This is a genomic window from Symbiobacterium thermophilum IAM 14863, from assembly GCF_000009905.1.
Classification (GTDB): domain Bacteria; phylum Bacillota; class Sulfobacillia; order Symbiobacteriales; family Symbiobacteriaceae; genus Symbiobacterium; species Symbiobacterium thermophilum.
In genome coordinates this window covers 2,530,785-2,554,334 of sequence record NC_006177.1, presented here as the reverse complement: position 1 = coordinate 2,554,334, position 23,550 = coordinate 2,530,785, and the positions used below count along the sequence as shown (strand labels likewise).

At 71.0% G+C, this 23,550-nt stretch carries 21 protein-coding genes; 16 read left to right on the top strand and 5 right to left on the bottom strand.

Annotated features, from left to right (window positions below):
* Positions 1 to 22: 22 nt before the first annotated feature.
* From STH_RS11785 to STH_RS19750, 13 genes are all read left to right on the top strand, one after another.
* Entirely contained in the window at positions 23 to 1,102 is a 1,080-nt protein-coding gene (locus STH_RS11785; RefSeq protein WP_011196486.1) for a trans-sulfuration enzyme family protein, read from the top strand.
* Positions 1,103 to 1,106: 4 nt separating this feature from the next.
* On the top strand, positions 1,107 to 1,334 hold the full coding sequence (locus STH_RS11780) for a PLP-dependent transferase (protein WP_011196485.1): 228 nt from the start codon (positions 1,107 to 1,109) through the stop codon (positions 1,332 to 1,334).
* Between the two features lie 400 nt (positions 1,335 to 1,734).
* Positions 1,735 to 2,931, top strand: a complete 1,197-nt coding sequence (locus STH_RS11775; protein WP_197525174.1) for an ABC transporter substrate-binding protein — start codon at positions 1,735 to 1,737, stop codon at positions 2,929 to 2,931.
* A 10-nt stretch (positions 2,932 to 2,941) separates the two neighbouring features.
* Positions 2,942 to 4,759 (top strand): ABC transporter permease, encoded by a 1,818-nt coding sequence (locus STH_RS11770; protein WP_043714000.1) that lies wholly within the window; start codon positions 2,942 to 2,944, stop codon positions 4,757 to 4,759.
* A gap of 14 nt (positions 4,760 to 4,773) precedes the next feature.
* Entirely contained in the window at positions 4,774 to 5,664 is an 891-nt protein-coding gene (locus STH_RS11765) for an ABC transporter ATP-binding protein (RefSeq protein ID WP_011196482.1), read from the top strand.
* A 15-nt stretch (positions 5,665 to 5,679) separates the two neighbouring features.
* Positions 5,680 to 6,402, top strand: a complete 723-nt coding sequence (locus STH_RS11760) for an ABC transporter ATP-binding protein (RefSeq protein ID WP_011196481.1) — start codon at positions 5,680 to 5,682, stop codon at positions 6,400 to 6,402.
* 167 nt (positions 6,403 to 6,569) lie between these two features.
* On the top strand, positions 6,570 to 7,775 hold the full coding sequence (locus STH_RS11755) for an acyl-CoA dehydrogenase family protein (RefSeq protein ID WP_011196480.1): 1,206 nt from the start codon (positions 6,570 to 6,572) through the stop codon (positions 7,773 to 7,775).
* A gap of 15 nt (positions 7,776 to 7,790) precedes the next feature.
* Positions 7,791 to 8,672 carry a VOC family protein gene (locus STH_RS11750; protein WP_011196479.1) on the top strand — a complete coding sequence of 294 codons (882 nt, stop codon included), beginning with the start codon at positions 7,791 to 7,793 and terminating at the stop codon, positions 8,670 to 8,672.
* 168 nt (positions 8,673 to 8,840) lie between these two features.
* A complete protein-coding gene (locus tag STH_RS11745; RefSeq protein WP_043713996.1) occupies positions 8,841 to 10,250 on the top strand; it encodes an ATPase domain-containing protein in 1,410 nt (469 codons plus the stop codon).
* Between the two features lie 14 nt (positions 10,251 to 10,264).
* Positions 10,265 to 10,501 (top strand): hypothetical protein, encoded by a 237-nt coding sequence (locus tag STH_RS11740; RefSeq protein ID WP_011196477.1) that lies wholly within the window; start codon positions 10,265 to 10,267, stop codon positions 10,499 to 10,501.
* Between the two features lie 7 nt (positions 10,502 to 10,508).
* Positions 10,509 to 12,344 (top strand): LuxR C-terminal-related transcriptional regulator, encoded by a 1,836-nt coding sequence (locus STH_RS19755; protein WP_011196476.1) that lies wholly within the window; start codon positions 10,509 to 10,511, stop codon positions 12,342 to 12,344.
* 1,075 nt (positions 12,345 to 13,419) lie between these two features.
* Entirely contained in the window at positions 13,420 to 14,028 is a 609-nt protein-coding gene (locus tag STH_RS11725) for an HD-GYP domain-containing protein (protein WP_011196475.1), read from the top strand.
* Entirely contained in the window at positions 14,025 to 14,921 is an 897-nt protein-coding gene (locus tag STH_RS19750; protein WP_050742263.1) for a hypothetical protein, read from the top strand. The genes STH_RS11725 and STH_RS19750 overlap by 4 nt, the downstream gene beginning before the upstream one ends.
* Here STH_RS19750 and STH_RS11715 read toward each other — a convergent pair.
* From STH_RS11715 to STH_RS11695, 5 genes are all read right to left on the bottom strand, one after another.
* Positions 14,896 to 15,600 carry a polysaccharide deacetylase family protein gene (locus tag STH_RS11715; protein WP_043713991.1) on the bottom strand — a complete coding sequence of 235 codons (705 nt, stop codon included), beginning with the start codon at positions 15,598 to 15,600 and terminating at the stop codon, positions 14,896 to 14,898. The two genes, STH_RS19750 and STH_RS11715, sit on opposite strands and share 26 nt — an antisense overlap.
* 764 nt (positions 15,601 to 16,364) lie before the next feature.
* On the bottom strand, positions 16,365 to 17,186 hold the full coding sequence (gene aroF / locus STH_RS11710) for a 3-deoxy-7-phosphoheptulonate synthase (RefSeq protein WP_011196472.1): 822 nt from the start codon (positions 17,184 to 17,186) through the stop codon (positions 16,365 to 16,367).
* Positions 17,187 to 17,297: 111 nt separating this feature from the next.
* Positions 17,298 to 18,080, bottom strand: a complete 783-nt coding sequence (locus STH_RS19745) for a GntR family transcriptional regulator (protein WP_011196471.1) — start codon at positions 18,078 to 18,080, stop codon at positions 17,298 to 17,300.
* A gap of 2 nt (positions 18,081 to 18,082) precedes the next feature.
* The gene (locus tag STH_RS11700) at positions 18,083 to 18,391 is read right to left on the bottom strand and encodes a DUF4387 domain-containing protein (protein WP_011196470.1); all 309 of its coding nucleotides are present in this window, start codon (positions 18,389 to 18,391) and stop codon (positions 18,083 to 18,085) included.
* A 15-nt stretch (positions 18,392 to 18,406) separates the two neighbouring features.
* Complete coding sequence (locus tag STH_RS11695; protein ID WP_011196469.1) at positions 18,407 to 19,762, bottom strand: acyclic terpene utilization AtuA family protein; 1,356 nt, start codon at positions 19,760 to 19,762, stop codon at positions 18,407 to 18,409.
* Positions 19,763 to 19,924: 162 nt separating this feature from the next.
* Here STH_RS11695 and STH_RS17405 point away from each other — a divergent pair, with 162 nt between their 5' ends.
* The 3 genes from STH_RS17405 (at position 19,925) to STH_RS11680 (ending at position 23,435) form a co-directional block, all read left to right on the top strand.
* The gene (locus STH_RS17405; protein WP_050742262.1) at positions 19,925 to 20,902 is read left to right on the top strand and encodes a thermonuclease family protein; all 978 of its coding nucleotides are present in this window, start codon (positions 19,925 to 19,927) and stop codon (positions 20,900 to 20,902) included.
* A gap of 138 nt (positions 20,903 to 21,040) precedes the next feature.
* Positions 21,041 to 22,120, top strand: coding sequence for a tartrate dehydrogenase (locus STH_RS11685; RefSeq protein ID WP_011196467.1), 1,080 nt, complete (start codon positions 21,041 to 21,043; stop codon positions 22,118 to 22,120).
* A gap of 304 nt (positions 22,121 to 22,424) precedes the next feature.
* Positions 22,425 to 23,435, top strand: a complete 1,011-nt coding sequence (locus STH_RS11680) for a LacI family DNA-binding transcriptional regulator (RefSeq protein ID WP_011196466.1) — start codon at positions 22,425 to 22,427, stop codon at positions 23,433 to 23,435.
* The last annotated feature ends 115 nt before the right edge of the window (positions 23,436 to 23,550 follow it).

Sequence of the window (23,550 nt, the reverse complement as noted above, 5' to 3'; positions counted from 1 at the left end):
CTTCCATCCTGGGGGGAGAACCATGAAACTGGACACGGTGCTCGTCCACGCAGGGGTCAGGCGTGACCCGGCCTATGGCGCCGTCTCGGTGCCGGTCTACCAATCGGCGACCTTTCAGCATCCGGCCCTGGGCGAGTCGACGGGCTACGATTACAGCCGCAGCGGCAACCCGACCCGGGCGGCCCTGGAGGAAGCGCTTGCCCGGGCGGAGGGGGGCGCCCGGGCGCTCGCCTTTGCCTCGGGCATGGCGGCACTGACCTGTGCACTGGGGCTCTTCGGGCCCGGCGACCACCTGGTCGTCACCGAGGACTTGTACGGCGGCACCTACCGGCTGTTGGAGCAGGTGCTGGCCCTGCCGCACACCTACGCGGACACGGCGGATCTGGACGCGGTGCGGGCGGCGATCCGGCCCGACACCCGGGCGGTCCTCGTCGAGTCCCTCACCAACCCGCGCATGAAGCGGGCGGATGTCGCCGCCCTGGCCGGTCTCTGCCGGGCGCACGGCCTGCTGCTGATCGTCGACAACACCTTCCTCACGCCCTGGCTCTGCCGCCCGCTGGAGCTGGGCGCGGACATCGTCGTCCACAGCGCCACCAAGTACCTGGCCGGCCACAACGACGTGGTGGCCGGGGCGCTGATCACCCGGGACACCGCCCTGGGGGACCGGCTCTCCTTTCTCCAGAACGCGGTGGGCTCGGTGCTGGGGCCGCAGGACAGCTGGCTGGTGCTGCGCGGGCTGAAGACCCTCGCCCTGCGGATGGAGCGCCACCAGCAGAACGCGGCGCGCATCGCCGCCTGGCTCCGGGAGCACCCGCGGGTCGAAGAGGTGCTCTACCCGGGCGTGGGCGGGATGCTCTCCTTCACCGTGACGGAGCCCTCTCTGGTGCCGCAGGTGCTGCGCCGGGTGAAGCTGATCCTGTTCGCCGAGTCGCTGGGGGGCGTGGAGAGCCTGATCACCTTCCCCTGGACCCAGACCCACGCCGACATGCCGGAGGAGGTGCGGCGGCGGCTGGGCATCACGGACCGGCTGCTGCGGCTCTCGGTGGGCATCGAGGACGCCGACGACCTGATCGCCGATCTTGCTCAGGCGCTGGAGGGATAGAGCCTTGGAGTTTGGGACGCGGGTTCTGCACACGGGGCGCGAGGTGGACTCCGTCACGGGCGCGGCCGCCGTGCCCATCTACCAGGTTTCCACGTTCCGTCAACCCGGGCTGAACCGCTCGGGTCCGTACGATTACGCCCGCTCGGGCAACCCGACCCGCCAGGCCCTGGAGGCCATCGTCGCCGACCTGGAGCAGGCGCTCGGGTATGCGGCGGCGCAGTCTGGGGTCTGATCCCGGGCCCGGTTCGAGGCGGAATGTGCACCTGTGGTCTGTGGTGGGGTGCACATTCCGCCTGCTGCGTGCGTGGTCAGCAGGGAGTTCGAGGCGAAATGTGCACCCGGGGGTCGCAGAGGAGTGCACGTTTCGCCCCGAACCCGAACATCCTGGCCCCGGTTCGGGGCGACTCACCTGTGCAGGCAGCCCCCATCCCAGAGAAGGCGTCGCCCCAGGCCCGGATGCCATCTGGCATCCGGGTTTTCCTGTTTTCTTGATAGGAATGACCCACTTTTCTCCGCTGTCCCCCGTTGACGGGAAAGCGGAATAATGCTACGCTTCAATGCAACCTATTCCGACCGGAATACGTGAGATTTCGGGTCGGCCATCGCACGCGTGAAAACACGGAGAAAGGGGAGTGGTTCTGGTGTCTCTGCGCGGGGCGCAACGTGCCCGGTTCTGGCTGGCATGGGTTCTGGCGTTTTCGGTGGTGCTGGCCGGTTGTAGCTCCGCCGCGACGGCGCCGTCGGGGGCGCAGGGATCCGCAGGGAGCCAGAACGGGGCGCAGGGGGAGGTGCTCATCGGCGTGATGGGGCCTCTGACCGGGGACAGCGCCGAGTACGGCAAGATCTGGCGCCGGGGCTTTGACCTGGCCCTGGAGGAGATCAACGCCGCCGGCGGGGTGCAGGGCCGGCCGCTGAACTACGTGTTTGAGGACACCCAGAGCGATCCCAAACAGAGCCCGGCCGTCGCCCAGAAGTTCGTCAATGACCCGCGGGTCGTGGCGGTCATCGGCGACTTCAGCTCGCCCGCTTCCATGGCCGCCTCGCCCATCTTCCAGCGGGCCGGGCTGGTGCAGCTGGGCATCACCAACTCGCACCCGGACTTCACCAAGACCGGCGACTTCATCTGGAGCAACTCCACCAGCCAGACGGACGAGGCGCCCTTCCTGGCCCGGCTGGCGGTGGAGCAGCTGGGCCGGAAGCGGCTGGCGGTGCTGCACCAGAACACCGATTGGGGCAAGACCACCGCCGATCTGTTCGTCGAGCAGGCCCGGGCCCTGGGCGCCGAGGTGGTGCTGCAGGAGGCCTATCTACTTACCGAAAAGGACTTCCGCCCGGTTCTGACCAAGGCCCGGGACGCCCAGCCTGACGCTCTGGTGCTGATTTCCTACTACAACGACGGAGCGCTGATCGCCCAGCAGATCCCCGCGGTGGGGCTGGACGTGACCGTGCTGGCCGCCAGCTCGGTCTACTCGCCCCAGTTCCTCAACCTGGGCGGGGCGGCGGTGGAGGGGGTCTACACGGTGAGCCGGTTCCACCCGGCGGATCCCCGCCCCGAGGCGCAGCAGTTCGTGGAGCGGTTCCGGGAGCGGTACGGCACGGACCCCGACACCTTCGCCGCCGGGGCGTACGACGGGATGAAGATCCTGGCCGCGGTGCTGAACCGGGTGGGGGTGGACCGCAAGGCCCTGCGGGACGGCCTGGAGCAGGCCGAGCACCTGGAGACCATCCTGCAGGGCGCCACCGCCTTCGGCGAGGACCGGCGGCTCCGCAACCCCCGCTTCGTACCGCTGGTGGTCCGTGGCGGCGCCTTTGCGATCTGGAACCCGTAGGAGGGGGAGCATGCTGGACCAGCTGATCAACGGCCTGGTGGTTGGCAACCTCTACGCCCTCACGGCGGTGGGCATCACCCAGATCTACGGCGTGGCCAACGTGATCAACTTCGCCCACGGCTCCCTCTACATGGTCGGCGCCTTCGTGGGCTGGATGGCGGTCACCTGGCTGGGCCTGCCGCTACTGCCCACCCTGCTGCTCGTGCTCGTCGCCTCGGCCCTGCTGGGGCTGGCGGTGGAGCGGGTCGCCATCCGCCCCTTCGCCGGTTCTGGCCGGACGGTGCTGCTGCTCACCACCATCGCCGCGGGGCTCGTCCTGGAGCAGGCGGCCCAGCTGATATGGGGGCCGGAGACCAAGGCCTTCCACACCCCCTTCGCCGACGTGCGGGTCCGGGTGGGCGGCGGCTTCCTCTCCTCCCTGGACCTGGTGATCCTGGCTGTGGGCTTGACCACCGCTCTGGCGCTCTGGCTCTTCCTGAAGCGGTCCCGCCTGGGCTGGGCGGTCCGGGCCACCGCCCAGGACCGGGAGGCCGCCCTGCAGATGGGCGTCGACGTGAACCAGGTCAGCCGGGTCAGCTTCGCCATGGCCGGCGCCCTGGCCGGGGTGAGCGGGCTCCTGGTGGGGCTGTACTACCACAGCGTCTACCCCACCATGGGCTTCTCCGCGAGCCTGAAGGGATTCACGGCGGCCCTGCTGGGCGGATTGGGCAACATCCCCGGCGCGCTGGTGGGGGCGTACCTGCTGGGAACGGCGGAGTCGCTGGCGGTGGCCTGGCTGGGCTCCACCTGGCGCGACCTGGTGGGCATCGGACTGCTGCTCGGCGTGCTGCTTTTCCGCCCCAACGGCCTGTTCGCGGCCGCCCGGGCGCTGCTGCCCGAGCCCACTGCCGGCACTTTCATCCCGATCGGGCGGCCGCTGCCTATCCCCCGGTGGGCGCTGCCCGCGGCGGGGGCCGTCGCCCTGGCCCTGCCGCTGGTGGTGCGGAACGGGTACTGGCTGCAGGTGCTGGCGACCGCCTGGATCTTCGGCCTGCTGGCCATCAGCCTCAACCTGATTGCCGGGACGGCCGGGCAGATCTCCCTCGGGCACGCCGGCTTCCTGGCCCTGGGGGCGTACGCCTCGGCCATCCTCACCACCCGGCTGCAGTGGCCCTTCCTGCTGTCGCTGGCTGTCGCGCCCGTCATCGCCGCCGCCGTCGGCGTGGTGCTTTGCTACCCGGCCCTGCGGCTCCGGGGGCAGTACCTGGCGGTGGCCACCATCGGCCTGGGCCAGGGGATCGCGCTGGTGGCGCTCAACTGGACGGCACTGACCCGGGGGCCCCTGGGCATCAGCAACATCGCCCCGCCTGGCCTCTTCGGAGTGGAGATCACCTCGGCCGCGGGGTTCTACTGGCTGACCCTGACCCTGCTGCTGGGCGGCATCTGGGTGGCGGAGCGGCTCTCCGGCTCGTACCTGGGCCGGGCGCTGCGGGCCGTGCGGGAGGACGAGGTGGCCGCCCGGGCGTACGGGGTGGGGCTGGAGCGGTACAAGTCCATCGCCTTCGGCCTCAGCGCCTTCATCGCGGGCCTCGCCGGCGTCCTGCTGGCGCACGCCTACACCTACATCGCGCCGGACACGTTCACCCACGCGATGTCGCTGCAGGTGCTGACGATGGTGGTGCTGGGCGGGCTGGACAACACCATCGGCGCCGTGGCGGGGGCCCTCGCCCTGATCGTCATCCCCGAGTCCGCCCGGTTCCTGGCGGAGTACCGGTTCCTGGTCTACGGCCTGCTGCTTCTGGTCATGCTCAGGTTCCGGCCCCGGGGCCTCCTGAGCGCCGCATCGTGAGGAGGTGAACCCCCGTGCAGGTCCTTTCGGTCCGGAACCTGGCCAAGCGCTTCGGCGGCCTCGACGCCGTGCGGTCCGTGAGCCTGGACGTCGGGCCGGGCGAGACGGTGGCGGTCATCGGCCCCAACGGGGCGGGGAAGACCACGCTCTTTCAACTGATCGCCGGCGCCGAGCGGCCCGACGGCGGACAGGTCTACCTGGAGGGGGAGCGCATCGACGGCCTGCCGGCGCACGTCATCGCCGCGAAGGGGATCGCCCGCACCTTTCAGAACGGGCGGGTCTACGGGAACCTGACGGTCCTGGAGAACGTGCTTCTCGGGGCCCACACCCGGCTGCAGGCGGAGTTCGGGCGGCCCGCGGGTCCCCTGACCGGTGTGCTGGGGGCGATCCGGGAGGTGATCGCGGCCATGGCCCGCCCGGCCCGGCTCCGCCGCTTGGAGGCCGAGTTGGTGGAGGAGGCGGTGGAGATCCTCTCGCTCTTCGGCGATCGGCTGCTGCCCCGGCTGCACCAGCCCGCCTACTCGCTCTCCTATGCCAACCGGCGTCGCACCGAGCTGGCCCGGGCGCTGGCCCTGCGCCCGAAGATCCTGTTGCTCGACGAGCCTACCGCCGGCATGAACCCCACCGAGACCGAGGAGATGACCGAGGTCATCCGGCTGCTGCAGGCCCGCGGGCACACGATCCTGCTCATCGAGCACAAGCTGGACGTCGTCAGCGCCCTGGCGCACCGGGTGGTGGCCCTGGAGGCCGGGGAGGTGCTGGTGGCGGGCACGCCGGCGGAGGTCTGGTCCGACCGGCGGCTGGTGGAGGCCTACGTGGGCCGGAGCCCCGGCCGGCGGCAGCCGCCTGCGGCCGCGCCCGCACCGCCGGCCCAAGACGCACGCGCGCGGGCGGCGGTCCACTGAAGGAGGGAGACGAACGTGGCGGCCATCCTGGAACTGCGTGGGGTGGACACCTTCTACGGCCCCGTGCAGGTGCACTTCGGCGTGAGCCTGACCGTGCGGGAGGGGGAGATCACCTGCCTCCTCGGGGGCAACGCCTCCGGCAAGTCCACGGCGATGAAGGTGATCCTGGGCCTGGTCCGGCCCCGCGGGGGTCAGGTACTCCTGGGCGGGGAGGACGCGACCCGCTGGCCGACGCCCCGCCGCATCCGGTGGGGGCTGGGATCGGTGCCCGAGGCCCGCCGGCTCTTTCCGCACATGACCGTGCGGGAGAACCTGCTGATGGGCGCCTACGCCCGCACCGACCGGGAGCAGGTCCGGGCTGATTACGAGATGGTGCTGGAGCTGTTCCCGCGGGTGAGGGAGCGGCTCTCCCAGGTGGCGGGGACCCTCTCCGGCGGTGAGCAGCAGATGGTGGCCATGGCCCGGGCCCTGATGGGCCGGCCCCGCCTGCTCTGCATGGACGAACCGACCATGGGGCTCTCGCCGCTCTGGGTAGACCGGGTGCTGGAGCTGATCCGGCAGGTGAACGCGCGGGGGACGACGGTCTTTATGGTGGAACAGAACGCCCGGGCCGCCCTGCAGATTGCCCACCGGGGCTACGTGCTCCAGAACGGCGTGGTCCGGCTGGAGGGCACCGCGGCCGAGCTGGCCGGTAACCCGCTGGTGGAGCAGGCCTACCTGGGAGGGCGGTCGGCGTGACGGGAGCCGCATCCAGGAGGGGAGTCGGCGTGGTGTGTGGCCGCATCTGGGTGGGCGGTCGGTATGACGGGGCCGGCGGGCCTGAGAGGGGATCGGTGTGACGTTGCTGACCGATCTGGGGGGCGGTGAGGATGACGGACAAGGTGAGTTCCGGAGGAGGGGCCGGCATGGCCGTCCCGGAACCAGACCTCTTCGTGCGGACCGAGCGGCAGAGGCGGTTCGTCGCCCTGGCTGGCGAGCTGGCCGACCGGTTCGCCGGGCGGGCGGCGCTGCACGACCGGGAGAACTCGTTCCCGTTCGAGAACTTCGCAGAACTGCGGGCCTCGGGGTACGTCCGCCTCACGGTGCCGGTCGAGTGGGGCGGCGAGGGGGCGAACCTGACCGAGACCCTGCTCGCGCAGGAGCGGCTGGCCCAGGGCGACGGCGCCACGGCCCTGGGCATCGGGTGGCATCTGGCCGTGGTCGGCAAGCTGGCGGAGACCCGGGCCTGGCCGCCGGCGGCGACCGCGCGGATCTTCCGTGAAGTGGCCGGGCGGGGGGCGCTGATCAACTCTGCCGCCAGCGAGGTGGAGACCGGAAGCCCCTCCCGGGGAGGCCGGCCCACCACGACGGCCCGGCGCGCGCCGGGGGGCTGGCTGCTGACGGGGCGCAAATCGTTCACCTCCCTGGCGCCGGTCCTCGACTACGCCGTGGTCTCGGCCAGCTTCGAAGGGTCCGACGGGGGCGGCTGGTTCCTGGTGCAGACGGGCAGCCCGGGCGTGACCGTCGTCGAGACCTGGGATGCGTTGGGCATGCGGGCCACCGGCAGCCACGACCTGGTCCTGGAGGACGTGTTCGTGGAGGACGGCGACCTCCTGGAGACCTTCGGCCGGGGCAACACCTGCCAGGTGGGCACGGGGGACGGCGCCGGGTGGGCCCTGCACATCCCCGCCGTGTATCTGGGCATCGCCCGGGCCGCCCACGGGTTCGCCGTGGAGTACGCCCGGACCCGCCGCCCCAACTCGCTGCCCGGCCCGATCGCCGACCAGCCCCACATCCAGGCGCTGCTCGGCCAGAACGAGATCGACCTTCTGGCGGCCCGCTCCGCCCTCTACACGGTAGCGGACCGCTGGGACGCCGAGCCGGAGCGGCGCGGCGAGCTGGTCCCCCTGCTGGGCGCCGCCAAGGTGCTGGCCGTGAACCTCGCCCTGCAGATCGTCGACCGGGCGATGCGGGTGGCGGGCATCGCCGGTCTCTTCCGGCAACTGCCCTTGGAGCGGCTCTACCGTGACGTGCGGGCGGGCCTGCACAACCCGCCGATGGAGGATGCCGTGCTCCGGAACCTCGCACGGGCGGCGCTCGCCCGGCAGGCTTCCGCTGCAGCCATCTCATAGGAAAGGGGTCGGGTTATGGCGATCACGCATATTGACCATGTGCTGATCGCGGTGAACGGTCTGGAGGAGGCGGCCGAGCGGTACCGCCGGCTCGGGTTCTTCGTCACCGAGGGCGGCGAGCACCCGGGCCGGGGCACCGCCAACCGGCTGGCGGTGCTGGACCCGGAGTACCTGGAACTGATTGCGGTCCGGGACCGGGCCGCCGCCTGGCCGGATCTGGTGGAGCATCTGGACCGGTTCGGGCCCGGGCTCTTCACCTTCGCCCTGGCCAGCGACGACCTGGAGGCCGACCTCGCCGCCTTCCGCCGGCGCGCCGCGGACGGGGTCACCGATCTGCGGCCGGAGGAGCCCTGGGACGGCGAACTGGTCACCCCCGGCGGGCGCCGCCGCACCTGGCGGGCGTTCCGGGTGGCCGGCGGACGGGCGGTGAACCCGTTCCTGATCCAGCACGACAGCGAAGGGGAAGAGAAGCGGCGGAAGCTGGCGGGCGACGGCGAACTGCTGCCCCACCCGCTGCAGTACGGCTCCGTCAGCCGGCTCGCCTTTGCCTTCCCCACGCTGGACGAGGGGGTGGCCTTCTTCCGGGACGGCTACGGCCTCCAGCCGGAAGGCGATCCCTCGGTCTGCCCCAGCCGCCAGGCTGACCGGGTCTTCTTCCCCCTGAAGCGGGGGCTGATCGAGGTGATCGCCCCCCGCGGCGGCGACAGCCCCGTCGCCGCCTTTGTGGCCGAGCGCGGGTACGGCGTACACAGCGTAGCCGTCACGGTGCCCGACACCGCCCGGGCGGCAGACCAGCTGGAGTCCCGCGGCGTCGCGGTCCGCCGGTTGCCCTCCGGGACCGTGCAGGTGGACCCGGCCCATACCCTGGGGGTGCGGCTGTCGCTGGTGAAGGGGTAAGAAGAGGAGGCCGACACCGGCCAGGTCTGCGATGGCGGTCGTATAAAGGATTTGATTATTCTGCGCCGAAATTTCTCCCCAAAGGTGCCTGCGGCGGCCCGATGCGTCCGGCATCCGTGCAGCGCGACCGGGTACGGCGAAACCGGCACATGAATGGTGGGGAGAGCCGTGAGCGAAGTGCACGCCAGACTGTCCACCGGAGTTGAGGGGCTCGACAGCGTGCTCGGCGGCGGCCTGTTTCCGGCGAGCGCCACGCTGGTGCGGGGCGCGCCGGGGACCGGCAAGACGACCCTGGGGATCCAGTTCCTTTGCGAGGGTGCCCGCCGGGGCGAGGGGGGTGCGTACTTCACCTTCGAGGAGTTCCCGGAGCAGATCTACCGGGACGCCCGCGAGCTGGGGTTTGATCTGCAGGCCCTGGAGCAGGCGGGGAAGCTGCAGGTCATCACCCTGGATCCCGGTGCCTTCCTGGATGAGGCGATCCGGCCGGGTGGCCTCCTGGAGGAGCTGAAGCGGGAGATCGGCCTCCGCCGGGTGGTCGTGGACAGCGTTACCCTGTTGGAACTGGCCCTGGCGGAAAAGGGCGGTCGGCGAACGCTCTACCTGCTCCGCAACGCCCTGCACCGGATGGGGGCCACCAGCCTTCTCGTGGAAGAAGGGGCGCCGGCGGAGGGCCCGTCTGCGGCCGAGTACATGGTGGACACCGTTCTTCACCTGACGTACGACGACTTCGAGGTGAACCGGCTCCGCCACCTGGAGGTGCGCAAGCACAGGGGCTCCCCGTTCCGCACCGGAAAGCACGTCTTCGTCATCTCCCGGCGGGGGATCCGGGTGCTGCCCGCCCTGGACCGGGTGCCGGACCTGACCGTGGGCGAGGTGGTGCCCACTGGCCTGGACCGGCTGGACGAGTGCCTGGGCGGCGGCATCCCCCGGGGGAGCACGTTGGTCCTCAACGTCAACAGCAAGTGCAACTACCGCTACCTGCTCGGGGCGATCGCCGCTGCGCACCTCCGGCAGGGCGACGGTTACGTCGCCGTGTGCTCGGCCGTGCGGCCGCCGGCAGTGGTCGCGATGGTGCTGAGCCTCTACGGCTTCGACGCCGCCCGGCTGGGGGCCGAGGGCCGGTGGCGGTACATCGAGCAGGAGGGGCGGCCGGTTCCGCCGGAGCTGGAACCCTACATTATCCGGGTGTCCAACGAGTTCGACCTGTTCGTGTCGCCGGGGAGCGCCACCGCCATCGCCCACGGCATCGGCAGCCCCGACGGCCCGCGCCACTGGCTCTGGTCCCTCGACCTGAACGCCGCCCTGCACACCCTGAAGCAGGACGCGGTGGTGAAAGGCTGGGCGGAGGCCATCTCCCACGCCCGGCACCGGGGCGACACCATCGTCGGCATCTGCAACTTCGAGGAGATGGGGCCGGCGATGTCCGCCTTCGTCCAGCGCAATGCGGAGGGCATCCTGCGGACCTGGTTCGACGGGCGGTACCAGTACCTGCAGGTACAGAAAGCGCCCAACGGCCGCGTGTCGGAGCTGATGGTCATCGAGTACACCGACGCGCCCCCGTACCTGGCGCTGTGGTAGGGGAGGTGCGGCAGATGACTGCAGACCTGAACGCCGTTCGACTGGAGGCCGCCCTCTACTTCCAGCGCAACCCCTTCGCGCGGGAGACGCCCGAGAGCCTGGCCCTGCGGCTGGGGCGCCCGGAGACGCTGGTGGAGCCCGCCCTGGGCCAGCTCGTGGAGCTGCAGGTGCTCGAGCGGCGGGGCCGGCTCTACCGGTACTGCAGGCCCTATGTCGCCCCGGCCTGGGACGAGGCCCCGTCGACGAGGTGATCCGGCCATGGCTGCGGCGAGCGACCGGGAGTGGACGCAGCGGCTGGCCGCGCTGGCCGGGCGGCTGCGGGAGAGCCGGGACGGCCGTGAGGCGGCCCGGGCCGTGGTCGAGGCGATCGTCCCTTCGGAGTCGGGTGCCTTTGTGCTCTCCTGCGGTGGCGGGGCGCCGGTCCGCCTGCTGGCCGCCGAGGGGCCGCCGGCTGCGGACATCCGGTCAAGGAACGCGGACGACCTCCTGCTCTTGCCGCAACTGCTGATGCAGTCGGGTGAGCCGAGGATCATCCTGGACCTGGCCGCCGACGCCCGGGCGGCGCCGCTCCGGGGGTGGGGGCTGGGCTCCGGCACGCTGGTCGCCCTGCCCGTCCGGGGCGGAGGCGGGGTCCGGGCCATCCTGGCGGTGGTAAGGCCGGGGCAGCAGGCGCTGTCCGCCGCGGATCTGGCCGGCCTGCAGGCGGCGGCCGACATGCTCGGCCTTGCCCTGGAGCAGGAGCGGCTGCACGAGTCCGCGGAGGAGCAGGTGCGGCAACTGCTCGCCCTGGGGCAGGTCGCCCGGATGCTCACCACGGAGTTTGACACCGAGGCGGTGCTCACGCTGATCATCGACGCGGCGGTGAGCGTGTTCCGCCTCGACCTCTGCTGCCTGCTGATGTACGACGGGCGCGGCCACCTGCGCGTGCGGGCCGCGCGCGGGCTGTCGGCGCAGGAGGCCGCGCACCTGGTCTTCCCCGCCGGGAGGGCGCCCGATCCCGAGCGGTTCCGGGCGCTGGGGTACGTCTCGGTGGTGCTGCACCGGGTTCCCGGCAGCCGACAGTTGCTGGGCTACCTCGCGGCCGGCACCCGGGCCGCCAGCCCCCTGGACGCCTCGGATCGGTCTCCGCTGGCGACCTGGGCGAGCCTGGCCGGCGTCGCCCTCGAGAACAGCCGCTGGATGGCGGAGGTCGAGGCCGCCCAGCAGGACACGGTGGAAGCCCTGGTGGCCGTGCTGGAGAGCCGGGAGGCGGGGCGGCGGACGGTGCCCATCCGCGCCTCTGCGGCCTACGCCACCGTACTGGCGGGCAACATGGGGCTGTCGGAGCAGGAGGTTCGGGACCTCTACCTGGCCGCGCTGCTGGCGTACGCCGAGCCCGGTCGGCCGGGGGGAAGCATCCTCGCCGGCGCGGACTCGCCGCGGCTCAACAGGGTCCGCCGGGTGCTGGAGGCGCTGGGCGAGCGCTGGGACGGCACCGGCCCGCTGGGCCTGCGGGAGGGCGGAATCCCGCTCAGCGCCCGCATCCTGGCCGTGGCCCGGGCCTTTGCCGAGGCGCTGGAGGCCGGCAGCGCCGACGGGACGCCCTCGCCCGCCGCCGCGCTGGAGCGGGTGAAAGCGGGGAAGGGCACGCAGTTCGACCCGCTGGTGGTGGCCGCCCTGGAGAGCCACGTCTGGAGCGCCATGTCGTTCCTGCCGGCCGCTTCCGGAGAGGCGTGGCAGGCAGATGCAACGGACCCGGCGCGAGGGCAGCCCCGGGGTGGCGCGGGGTCCGCGCCGCCCCCGCCGGTGGTTGACCCTCAGCCGCCGGAGGCGGGGGCCGGGCCGGAGGTGTCCTCACCGGTTCCGCCGGCGGAGAGGGCGAGACAGGAGACGGCTGCCTCCGTCACGTCGCCTCACCCGGATCTGTCCGTCCTCACGCAGCGGGAGCGGGAGGTCCTGGCCCACGTGGCGCAGGGGCTCAGCAACCGGGAGATCGCCGCACGCCTTTTCCTGAGCGAGGCGACGGTCAAGACCCACGTGAGCCGCATCCTGCAGAAGCTGGGACTGCCGGACCGCACCAAGGCGGCCGTGTTCATGCTGACGACACAGGATTGAGCGGATGGCGCGCCTGTCGGCCCTGGAGATTCGGGCCGACAGGCGCGCCGTCGGTTCACCAGTGTGGATTCTGCGCACAGCCCGCCATGTGGCGGCGTGATCCTGCGTGGCTCCTCCGATGTGAGGAGGCTGGCGCGCAGGACTTGGACTCCGGGGGCTGCGCAGCTGGTGGCGCGCAAAACCTGAACTCCATGGTGAGGGCTCGGTTCAGGTTTTGCGCGGGCAAGGGCAACGGCCGGGCGTGGGACGCGCAGAATGTGCGTTGGGGACCGGGACCGCGGTTCAGATTCTGCGCGCAACCCTGGGCTGAGGGGCCGGTGGCGCGAAAAACCTGAACTCATCGGCGAGGGCTCGGCTCAGGTTTTGCGCGGGCAAGGGCAACGGCCGGGCGTGGGACGCGCGGAATGTGCGTTGGGGACCGGGACCGCGGTTCAGATTTTGCGCGCAACCCTGGGTTGGGGGGCCGGAGGCGCGCAAAACCTGAACTCCATGGTGAGGGCCCGGTTCAGGTTTTGCGCGGGCAGGGGCACATGCCGGGCGTGGGACGCGCAGAATGTGTGTTGGCGACCGGGACCGCGGTTCAGATTTTGCGCGCAACCCTGGGCTGGGGGGCCGGTGGCGCGCAAAACCTGAACTCCATGGTGAGGGCTCGGTTCAGGTTTTGCGCGGGCAAGGGCAACGGCCGGGCGTGGGACGCGCAGAATGCGCATTTGGGACCGGGACCGCGGTTCAGATTCTGCGCGCAACCCTGGGCTGAGGGGCCGGTGGCGCGCATAACCTGAACTCCATGGTGAGGGCCCGGTTCAGGTTCTGCGCGGGCAAGGACACCGGCCGGGCGTGGGACGCGCAGAATGGAAGATGTACGCAGGCTACGGTGTCACGCGCGGTGTGGCTCCGTGTGCGCACTGCGGGCCCGGACATTATCCGGGCCCGCAGCATTCCTGTACATCCAAAGTTGTATACGCCCGGACAGAATCCGCCGCATGATCATCCTCCCGTCGGACGTCAGGGGGGCGCCGCGCCTGTTAGGCTAAGGCGGACTTTGCGTTTCGGCGTTCGACGTGGAGGACTGTCGATGCGAGACTTACTTACGGCCCTGGTGCGCCGCCTGCACGGGCTCGTGGACGACGAGACCCTGGCCCACAGCGGCCGGGTCGCGTACCTGGCGGCGGCGCTGGGCGAGGCCCTGGGGCTTTCGCGGGAGATGACCCGAACGCTGTACCTCGGAGGCCTGCTGCACGACATCGGAAAGGGCGTGGTCCCCGCGGAGGTGCTGCACAAGCCCGGTCGGCTTCTGCCGGAGGAACGACGGCTGGTGGAGGCGCACGCGGCTGCCGGGGAGTCCATGGTGCTTCAGTTGGCCCCCGAAATGGCGCCGGACATCGTCGACGTGGTCCGCCACCATCACGAGCGGCTCGACGGGAGCGGCTACCCGGACAGGCTCTGCGCCGGCGACATCTCGCCGGCGGTGCGGATCATCGCCGTGGCCGACGTCTACGATGCGCTGATCAACGACCGGCCCTACCGCCGGGCCCTGAGCCCCGAGGAGGCCCTGGGGGTGCTCGACGAGGAGGTCCGGTGCGGGCGGCTGGATGCCGACGTCGTGGCGGCGCTGCGACGGGTGACGGCCGACGAGGATGGCCTTTCCCGGGCTGCCGACGGCCGGGGAGGCCAGTGTGGGTGATGTCCAGGTCCGGGGTCCGTCCCCCGGAGCTGCCTGCTGCACGCGAGGGGAGTGCGGCCGTCCGTGACGGCCGCATTGCCGTCACCGACCCCCAGGGTGACGGGCGGCCGGCTGTGCTCATCCCGGGGGACGACGTCATCCTGATGATCGAAGGCCAGCGGGTGACCCTGCCGGTCGCCGTGTTCTCGTGGCAGGACGTGCAGGTCCGGCCCCGCCGCCCGGCCTGTCCGGTGCGCGGGTTCCGGGTGGCGGTCTCGCCCGACGGCCTGTCGGCGTACCTGGAGGTGGAGGAGCAGGGGCCGCCGGGCTACCGCATCGCGGACGCAGGCCCGGCGCGCGTGCTCGCCCTCACGGCGGAGCCGCTGCCGGGCCTGCAGGCCAATCCCCGCGACGCAGACGTGCACCAGGCCCTGAGAAGGGCCGGTGTCTCAGCCGGGGTGATCCCGTCCGCCGTTGCCTACGCCCTGGCGTCCCCAGCGGCGCGCACGGTGCAGGTGACCTGGCTCCCGGAGCTGCCCGCGGCGCGCACGGTGCAGGTGACCTGGCTCCCGGAGGTGCCCGCGGCGCGCACGGTGCAGGTCACCTGGTTCCCGGAGGTGCCCGCGGCGCGCACGGTGCAGGTGACCTGGCTCCCGGAGGTGCCCGCGGCGCGCACGGTGCAGGTGACCTGGCTCCCGGAGGTGCCCGCGGCGCGCACGGTGCAGGTAACCTGGCTCCCGGAGGTGCCCGCGGCGCACACGGTGCAGGTGACCTGGCTCCCGGAGGTGCCCGCGGCGCGCACGGTACAGGTGGCCTGGCTCCCGGAGGTGCCCGCGGCGCGCACGGTGCAGGTGGCCTGGCTCCCGGACGTGCCTGCGCCGCCTGCGGTTACTCGCAGGCGGCGCGACCGGTGACCAGCCGGGCGAACGCGCACTCGTCCGTGCCGGGGTACACCACCAGCCGGTTCAGCCGCAGCGGGTCGTGGTCCTGTGTCACATGGCCGTGGTGGACGGTGAAGCCCAGCTTCACCCCGGCCTTCCGCAGGGCGTCGATGCACTCCTGGTCGTGCGCGCCGAAGGGGTAGGCGTACGCCGTTGCCGGCGGAAGCTCTGCCGCAGCCAGGGCCTCAGACAGCAGCTGCCAGTCTGCCAGGATCTCCTCCTCCGACCAGTGGACCAGGGCGGGCTGCCCGTCGATGTTCCGGTGGCCGTCGTGGGAGTGGGCCTGGATCTCGATCACGCCCGATGCGGTCATGGCGTGCATGTCCTCCCACGTCAAGTACTCCAGCCGGCCGACCTTCTGGCCCGCGAGCCCGGTGACCATGAAGATGACGCCGCTGAACCCGTGCTGCTGCAGCACGGGGTAGGCGTGGAGATAGTTGGACCGGTAGCCGTCGTCAAAGGTGACCATCACCGGCCGGTCCGGCAGGGGCTCCCCGTCCTCCAGCCAGGCCAGCAGCTGGGCGGTGGTGATGGTGGTGAACCCGTTGGCCTTCAGCCAGGCCATCTGCGCCGCAAACTCCTCGGTGCTGATGATCGCGCCGTTGCTGCCGTCGGCCCCCGGCTCCAGGTGGTGGTAGAGGAGCACCGGCACCCGGACCGCGAGCTCCGACCCCTCCGGACCGGATTCGCCGCTCCCGCCCCCAGGTACGGGCTCGGTTCCGCCATCCGCACCCGGGTCAGCGGGGTCCGGCTCTTCCGGCGTCTCCCGGTCCTCCGTGCCGGGTTCGTGAGGCGGCTCGTCAGCCGACAGATCCGTCGGCTCTCCGGCTGAGGCGGAAGGGATGATCCCGGGCCCGGTGGACGGAGGAGCCGGGGACCTGGGGGGTGAGGGATTCTCTGTGGTTTCGGGGGCGAGTGGCGCCCCGGTGGGAACGGATGCGGACCAGAGCCACATGGTGAGCAGGATGAGTACGCCGGCCGACAGCACAGCGGCAACGCGCGTATGCGGCTTGGGCAAGACAGCACGCTCCCTCGTTCTGCACTTGGCCCTGCCACGGCGGGACAGGTCTCCCGGGACGGTCTGCGGCGCGGGGGAGGCGACGGGGTAGGCGGCAGGCGAGCGCCGTGGCCACGAACCAACCAATGGGTAGACGGAAACACCGTGCGAACTGTTCCGGAAATACCGCAAGTCCCGGGGACTCGCAACGAGACAACACCACGGGAAGCGCGAAAGCGCCCCCTGCCCGTCCACAACCTCCGGACGGGCAGGGGGCAGCGCACCTCTGCCGGATTACGCCTCGGAAAGCGGCGGAAAGCCGTGGCCCGGGAGCGCGCCTGTGACGAGCCCTTCGGCGCCGTGGGTCGCGGGGCACCTTTCCGCGCCGCCCAGGCAAGGCGCAGCCGACAGCACGCGGGTCACGGGCTGTCGGCTGCGCTCGTCCCGGACAGGAGGCCCGCCGCAGCCATGAAGCGCTCGAGGTCGACGGGCGTCAGGGCCTGTTCGCCGTCGCTGAGGGCCCGGGCGGGGTCCGGGTGCACCTCCAGCATCACCCCGTCGAGTCCGGCGGCCAGGGCGGCCAGGGCCATGGCCGGCACCAGCTCCCTGCGCCCGCAGGCGTGGCTGGGGTCCGCGATGACCGGCAGGTGGGTGAGCTGCTTGGCCGCCACCGCGGAGGCCAGGTCGAGGGTGTAGCGGGTGTAGGTCTCGAAGGTGCGGATGCCCCGCTCGCAGAGGATGATCCGCTCGTTCCCCCGGCTGGCCACGTACTCCGCGGCGTTCAGCCATTCCTCCAGCGTCGCGCCCGGTCCCCGCTTCAGCAGCACCGGCTTGTCGATCTCGCCGAGTGCGGTGAGCAGCCGGAAGTTCTGCATGTTGCGGGCGCCCACCTGCAGCAGGTCGGCGTACCGGGCGACCAGATCGATCTCCCGGGGATCCATCACCTCCGTGACCACCGGCAGGCCGGTGAGCTGGCCCGCCTGGGCCAGGAGCCTGAGCCCCTCCTCGCCCAGTCCCTGGAACGAGTAAGGGGAGGTGCGGGGTTTGAAAGCGCCGCCGCGCAGCATCCGTGCGCCCGCCCGGCGCACGGCCTGCGCAGCGGCGCGGATCTGCTCGGGCGTCTCCACGGAACAGGGCCCGGCGATCACCACCGGCGTGCCGCCGCCCACCGCCAGCCCCGGACGGATCAACACGGGGCGGGTCCGGCCCGGTTCCGCCGTCACCCGGAGTGGTCTGGCCATAGGTAAGTCCCCCTGTGCAGGCTGTCACTCCAGCATCCTATGTCGGAGGGACCTGCGGCGACACGGGCGGAGACACGGGACGGGGCGCCCGGCGGCGGGCCGGCGGAAGGCCTACGACTCGTGGTCCTGGCCGCTCACCTCGATCTGCCGGGTGAGGTGGAAGCGGTACTGGTCGGCGCGGTAAACGGCCCGGGCGAACTCCACGGTCCGGCCCGCCGGGTTCCGCACCAGCGACGTGACCACCAGCACCGGCGCGCCCCGGGGGAGCCCGAGCAGCCTGGCCTCCTCGGCGGAGGCGCCGGCGGCTTCGAAGGTCTGCTCCGCGGTCAGGTGGGACCAGCCGAAGGTCTCGGCCAGCACGTCCACCACCAGCCGGAACCGGTCGGCGCCGGCGTCGGCCTCCAGTCGCTCCAGCACCGCCTCCCCCAGCGCCGCGGGGACCGTGCTGTGGTAGGCGGCCACGGGCTCCCCGCTCCCCAACCCCAGCAGCCGGAAGCGCATGATCTCCTGTCCGGTGGGCAGGCCCAGCATGTGCGCCGTCGCCGGGTCGGCGGGCTGGGTCATCACCGCCAGCAGCCGGGTCCGGGGGACGAGCCCCTGGGCCCGCAGGGCCGCGGCGAAGGGCGTGACCTGGACCAGCGGCTGGTGGATCTTCGGCCGCGCAACGAAGGTTCCCTTGCCGTGCACCCGGTGGAGGAGCCCGCGGCTCACGGCCTCGGCGATTGCAAGCCGCACGGTGGTCCGGCTGACGCCGTGCTGTTGGCAGAGCTCCCGCTCCGACGGGATCCGGTGGCCGACGGGCCAGTGGCCCTCCTCCACGTTGCGCTGGATCATGTCGACCACCTGCTGCCACAGCGGCAACGGCCGCGGGTGGATGGCTGCGCCCCCCGGCATGGTCAGGACACCTCGACGTCCAACAGCGGGGCGTACTGCTGCGCGCCGAAGAGGTCGTGCTCGCCCGCGCTGCCGCTGGGCCGCTGCCGCCGCAGGGTGAACTTGATCGCCAGGGCAGGGTCGAAGGTGACGTAGCTGTAGATCCGGTCCCCGGGGATGCGGAACAGCCGGGCGATGCCCTCCCGGGAGAGCGCCGGGCAGGCCTTGGCCCGTTCATATGCCTCACGGGTCTTGAAGAGAATGTCGAAGGTGATCAGGTCGACCCCCGCGTTCTTGCTGCGGATGGTGCTGGCCAGATCCCGCAGCCTCATGGCGCATCCTCCTTCCTAGGGAACGGTGGTCAGGTGGAGCCGGAACAGCTCGCGCGGATCCTGCACCGGCATCACGTGGTTGACGGTCCACTCGTAGGCCGGCCGGGCCGGCAGGACCTCGTCGGACATCAGCGCCGCGGTGCCGGCGGTGCCCTTCGTCCCGGGCAGGCGGGCGTAGAACATCTGCCGGGCGGCCATGGCGGTGAGCTCCGCGGCGGTTCGCCGGTCCGGCGCCACCCCTTCGACCACGACGCAGAGCTCGTGGGCCGGCCGGTCGACCACCTCCAGGTCGGCCATCACGCCGTTGCGACCGTAGACGTGGAAGTGCAGTTCGTACCCCCCGGGACCGAAGCGGGCCTCGACCTTGTTCCGGGCCCAGTCCAGCACCGCGTCGATGCGGGCGACCGTGTCCGGGTCCCGGAAGCCGACGATGGCCAGGCACCGCTCGCCCCGCTTTCCCGCCCCCTCCAGCTTCACCCGGACGGTGGGCTCCGGTTGGAAGGCGAAGCCGGTGACCCGACAGCGGCGCTCATCTACCGCCTCGTAGCGGCAGTTCCGCATGTCCAGCACGCCGCCGGGCAGGTGTTCGAAAAATGGGGTGGCCCGCTCGTACATGGCGTGGCTGGCCACCGACAGCGGCGTGCACCGCTGGCCCGGGTGCATCGGCTCCACGATCACCTCGCCGGGCCGCACCACTCCCAGCACCGACTCCTTCCCCATGAAGGGCTCCGCACAGAACGAGGCGCACTCCAGCACCTTCCCCGCGTAGTAGGCGGTGGCCGGGTCCAGCCCCTTCCAGAGCAGCGGGGCGGCGAAGATGGCCGGGTCGGAGGAGCGGCCGCAGATGACCACCTCCGCGCCGGCCTCCAGGGCCGCGATGATCGGTTCTGCACCCATCACCGCCACGATGCGGTCGGTGCGGTCCAGGTCGGCCTCGGTGAGATCGGGCCGGCCGTCCAGCCCCGCGATGCGCACGCCGGTCCGGAGCCTGCGCCGGACCTCATCCGGGCTGACCTGGGCGTAGATGTACGCCAGACGGAAGGGGGGGAGGCCGTGGCGCTCGGCCACCGTGCGGAGGATCTGCACGTAGGTGTCGACGCCCCGGTCCGTGCCGGTGTCCGCAGCGCTGCCGATGATCATCGGCACCCCCTGTCGCCGGCAGGCCACCAGCATGATCTCGAGGTCGTGGGTCTGCCACTCCACCGGGCTGCACGGTTCGTCGGCCCCCAGCGGGTAGGGGCCGATGTCCGAGCTGCCCGAGTCGGCCACCACGAAGTCGGGCCCCTGCGCCATCCCCCGCAGGAAGCTTTCCGGCTCCAGCATGGTGAAGCCGAGATGTCCGGTCGGAGTGAGCAGACGGATCTCTGTCACCGGCGCCACCTCCTGGTTGTACAGGTCATCACTGGTTGTAACCTGTGGTACAGGGGATGAGCGCACCGGCCTGAGTATGCCTGTCACCTGCTGGTTTACGGACACGTTCGGTCTGCGTACCATTGAGCCATGAGCACATCGACGCAGCACGGAGGGTACAGAATGACCAAGTCGAAAGAGAAAGGCCGCCGGTCCCGGGGCTGGGTCGCCCTGGCGGCGGTCGTCGTGATCGCGGCCGCGCTGAGCGGCCGGCCCGACAGCGGGGAAGGGCAGAAGGCGCCGTCTTCCGCGGTGCAGGCGGGGGCGGGGCAGGACGGAACACGGACGGGGACGGAGGCGCCGGATACGACGGATGCGACGGTTGGGGCGGAGCCGGCGTCGGGCGCGCCGCATGCGGACGCGGGGCAGGGAGCACCGAGTTCGGACGGGACGGCCGGCGCAGCCGCGGGCCGTGAGGAGGGCGCGTCGGCGGGCGAGGCGCAGAGCCCGGCGCCGACCCCCGCGCAGACTCTGCAGGCTACGGTGCAGCGGGTGGTGGACGGCGACACGGTGGACGTCCTGGTGGACGGACGGGAGGAGCGGGTGCGGCTGATCGGCGTGGACACGCCGGAGGTCTACGGGAAGGCCGAGGCCTACGGCGCGGAGGCCTCCGCCTTCACCAAGCAGCGGCTGACCGGCCAGGAGGTGCGGCTGGAGCTGGACGTGGAGGAGCGGGACCGGTACGGCCGGCTGCTGGCCTACGTCTGGATCGGTGACGAGATGTTCAACGAGACGCTGGTCCGGGAAGGCTACGCCCAGGTGATGACGGTTCCTCCCAACGTGAAGTATGCGGACCGGTTCGTCGCCCTCCAGCGGGAGGCGCGGGAGCACGGCCGCGGGCTCTGGGGGTTGGAAGAGGCGTCCGGCTCCGGGGCCGGCGTCGCAGCCTCCGGCGGAACGGCCTCCGGGGGCGCTGCGGGCGGCTCCGTCCTGCCGGTGAACGGCGACTGCGGCGGGCTGATCAAGGGCAACGTCTCCTCCAGCGGGGAGCTGATCTACCACGTGCCCGGCGGGCAGTTCTACGACCGGACCCGCGCGGAGGCCTGTTTCGCCACGCCGGAAGAAGCGGAGGCCGCCGGCTACAGGAGGTCCAGGCGGTAGGCCAAGGAACGCCGGCCCGCTGGCACCAACGTGCCATTTCGGGGCAACAATCCGTCGGGCCGTTGCAGGCGGCGAACCGTACGGTTTGAATGGAAATGGAAGCTCATCCCCCTGCAGAGGGCTGAGGAGGAGACGATCGTGCAGAACGTATCGGTTGCGGTCATTCCCGGTGACGGAATCGGCAACGAAACGGTACGGGCGGGGCGCCGGGTGCTGGACGCGGCGGCGGAACTGGACGGCGGCATCAAGTTCGAGTACACCGAGTTCGAGTGGGGCTGCGCCTACTACCTGCGGCACGGCGAGATGGCCCCGAAGGGCTTCCTGAACACCCTGGCCAACTTCGACACCATCCTGCTCGGCGCGGTGGGCTACCCGGGCGTTCCGGACCACGTCTCCCTGTGGGGGCTACTGCTCCCCATCCGGCGCGGCTTCGAGCAGTACGTGAACCTGCGGCCGGTGCGGATCCTGCGCGGCGTGGTCAGCCCGCTCCGGGGCCGCAACCCCGGCGACGTCAACTTCGTCTGCATCCGGGAGAACACCGAGGGCGAGTACTCCAACATGGGTGGCCGGCTGCACGCCGGGCTCCCCCATGAGGTGGTCGTGCAGAACACCGTCTTCACCCGGGTGGGCACGGAGCGGATCATCCGCTACGCCTACCAGCTGGCCGCCAACGCCCCCCGGAAGCGGCTGTGCGGCGCCACCAAGTCCAATGGCATCAACTACACGATGCCCTACTGGGATGAGATCTTCAACGAGATCGGCGAGCGGGAGTTCCCCGAGGTCAACCGCTGGCTGTGCCACATCGACGCCCTCGCGGCCAACTTCGTGCTGAAGCCGGACGAGTTCGATGTGGTGGTGGCCTCCAACCTCTTCGGCGACATCCTGACGGACCTCGGCGGGGCGATTATGGGGTCGATCGGCATGGCGGCCTCGGCCAACATCAACCCCGAGCGCAGGTACCCGTCCATGTTCGAGCCGGTGCACGGCTCCGCCCCGGACATCGCCGGCAGGGGCATCGCCAACCCCGTCGGGCAGATCTGGTCGGTGAGCCTGATGCTGGAGCACCTCGGCCGGGCTGACCTGGGTAAGGCGGTGCTGGACGCGGTGGAGGACGTGCTCGAGGAGGGCCGGGTGCGCACGCCGGACCTGGGCGGCCGCAACACCACCGACGAGATGACCGACGCGGTCATCGCCCGGCTCGCCCAGCGCCTCCGCTAGGGCAGAGCCGCCAACCGGCGGCAGTGCAGACACCAGGCCGCGGCATGCGGCGTTGAGCGGGCCTGCGCCCCTGATGGGCGCAGGCCCGCACGCGCCTGTGGGACACGCCGGCCGCCGGTGCGCTGGGCCTCGCCGGCCACCACGGCTTTGCAAGAAAGGGACCTGTCGATCATCCGGAGGAGGTCGTTCATACCAAAGGATGAATCGCCTATTGACAGGTTGAAGGATTGGCGGATACGATGTGAAAGGATGGTGTGGGTAAACCTTTTCCCATCGCAGTCGGTCGATCGGAGGGGAGTGACCCGTGAAGAAGCGGAGCGTCTCCATCAAGGAGATCTCGGAACTGGCCGGCGTCTCGGTGGCGACGGTTTCAAGGGTCATCAACCGGAACGGCCGGTACTCCAAAGAGACGGAGCAGCGAGTCCTGCAGATCATAGAGGAATACGGGTATCAGCCCGATCTGGTGGCGCGGGGGCTGCGCACCCGGAAACTCCAGGTCGTCGGGGTGATCGTGCCCGACATCACCAACGAGTTCTTCGCCCGGGTCACCCAGGAACTGCAGAACAACCTGTTTGCGCTCGGCTACTCGACCATCATCTGCAACACCAATGAGGAGTACGAGAAGGAAAAGCGTTACCTCGCCATGCTCCGGGCCCAGAAGGTCAGCGGGCTGATCTACATCTCCGGTCTCCGCACCGAAGGGCAGCCGTCGCTCCTGGTGCCGACGGTGTACATCGACCGCAAGCCGCCCCGGACCAGCGAAACCGCCGAGCTCGTGTTCATCGAGAGCGCCAACGAGGAGGGCGGGTACCTGGCCACCCGGTCCCTGCTGGACAGCGGATGCCGGCGTGTCGGTCTCATCACGTACCGCCCGGACATCTCCTCTCACGGTGACCGCCTGCGCGGGTACCGGAAGGCCCTGGAAGAACGGGGGCTGCCTTTCGACCAGGACCTGGTGGTGCAGGTCTCCCGGGTGAGCATGTCCAGCGGCTTCGAGGCGGCCTTGCAGCTGATGCGCGCTCACCCCGAGATCGATGGCTTCTTCTGCACGGCCGATCTGCTGGCCTACGGCGTGCTGAGCTGCCTGTCCGGTCCGGCCGGGATGGCAGCGGGCAGACGCATCCGGTTGGTGGGGTTTGACGATCTTTCGTTCTCGGGCACCGAGGCCTTCTCCCTTTCCAGCGTCCGGCAGTCGGTGGAGGAGTTCGGCAGGCTGGGCGCCTACGCCGTGGTGCAGATGATCGAAGGAAAGCCACTGGAGCGCAAGCACTATCGGCTTCCCGTGGAACTGGTCCTCCGCAATACGACCCGGTGACCTTTCTTTTTGCGTGAGTAAACGTTTACCATCGAAGAGTAAACGTTTACGCTTCTGCCTGATTCAGAGCCCGTGCCTCGGCAAGGGTTTTGAATACACACAGATGGAGGAGGAA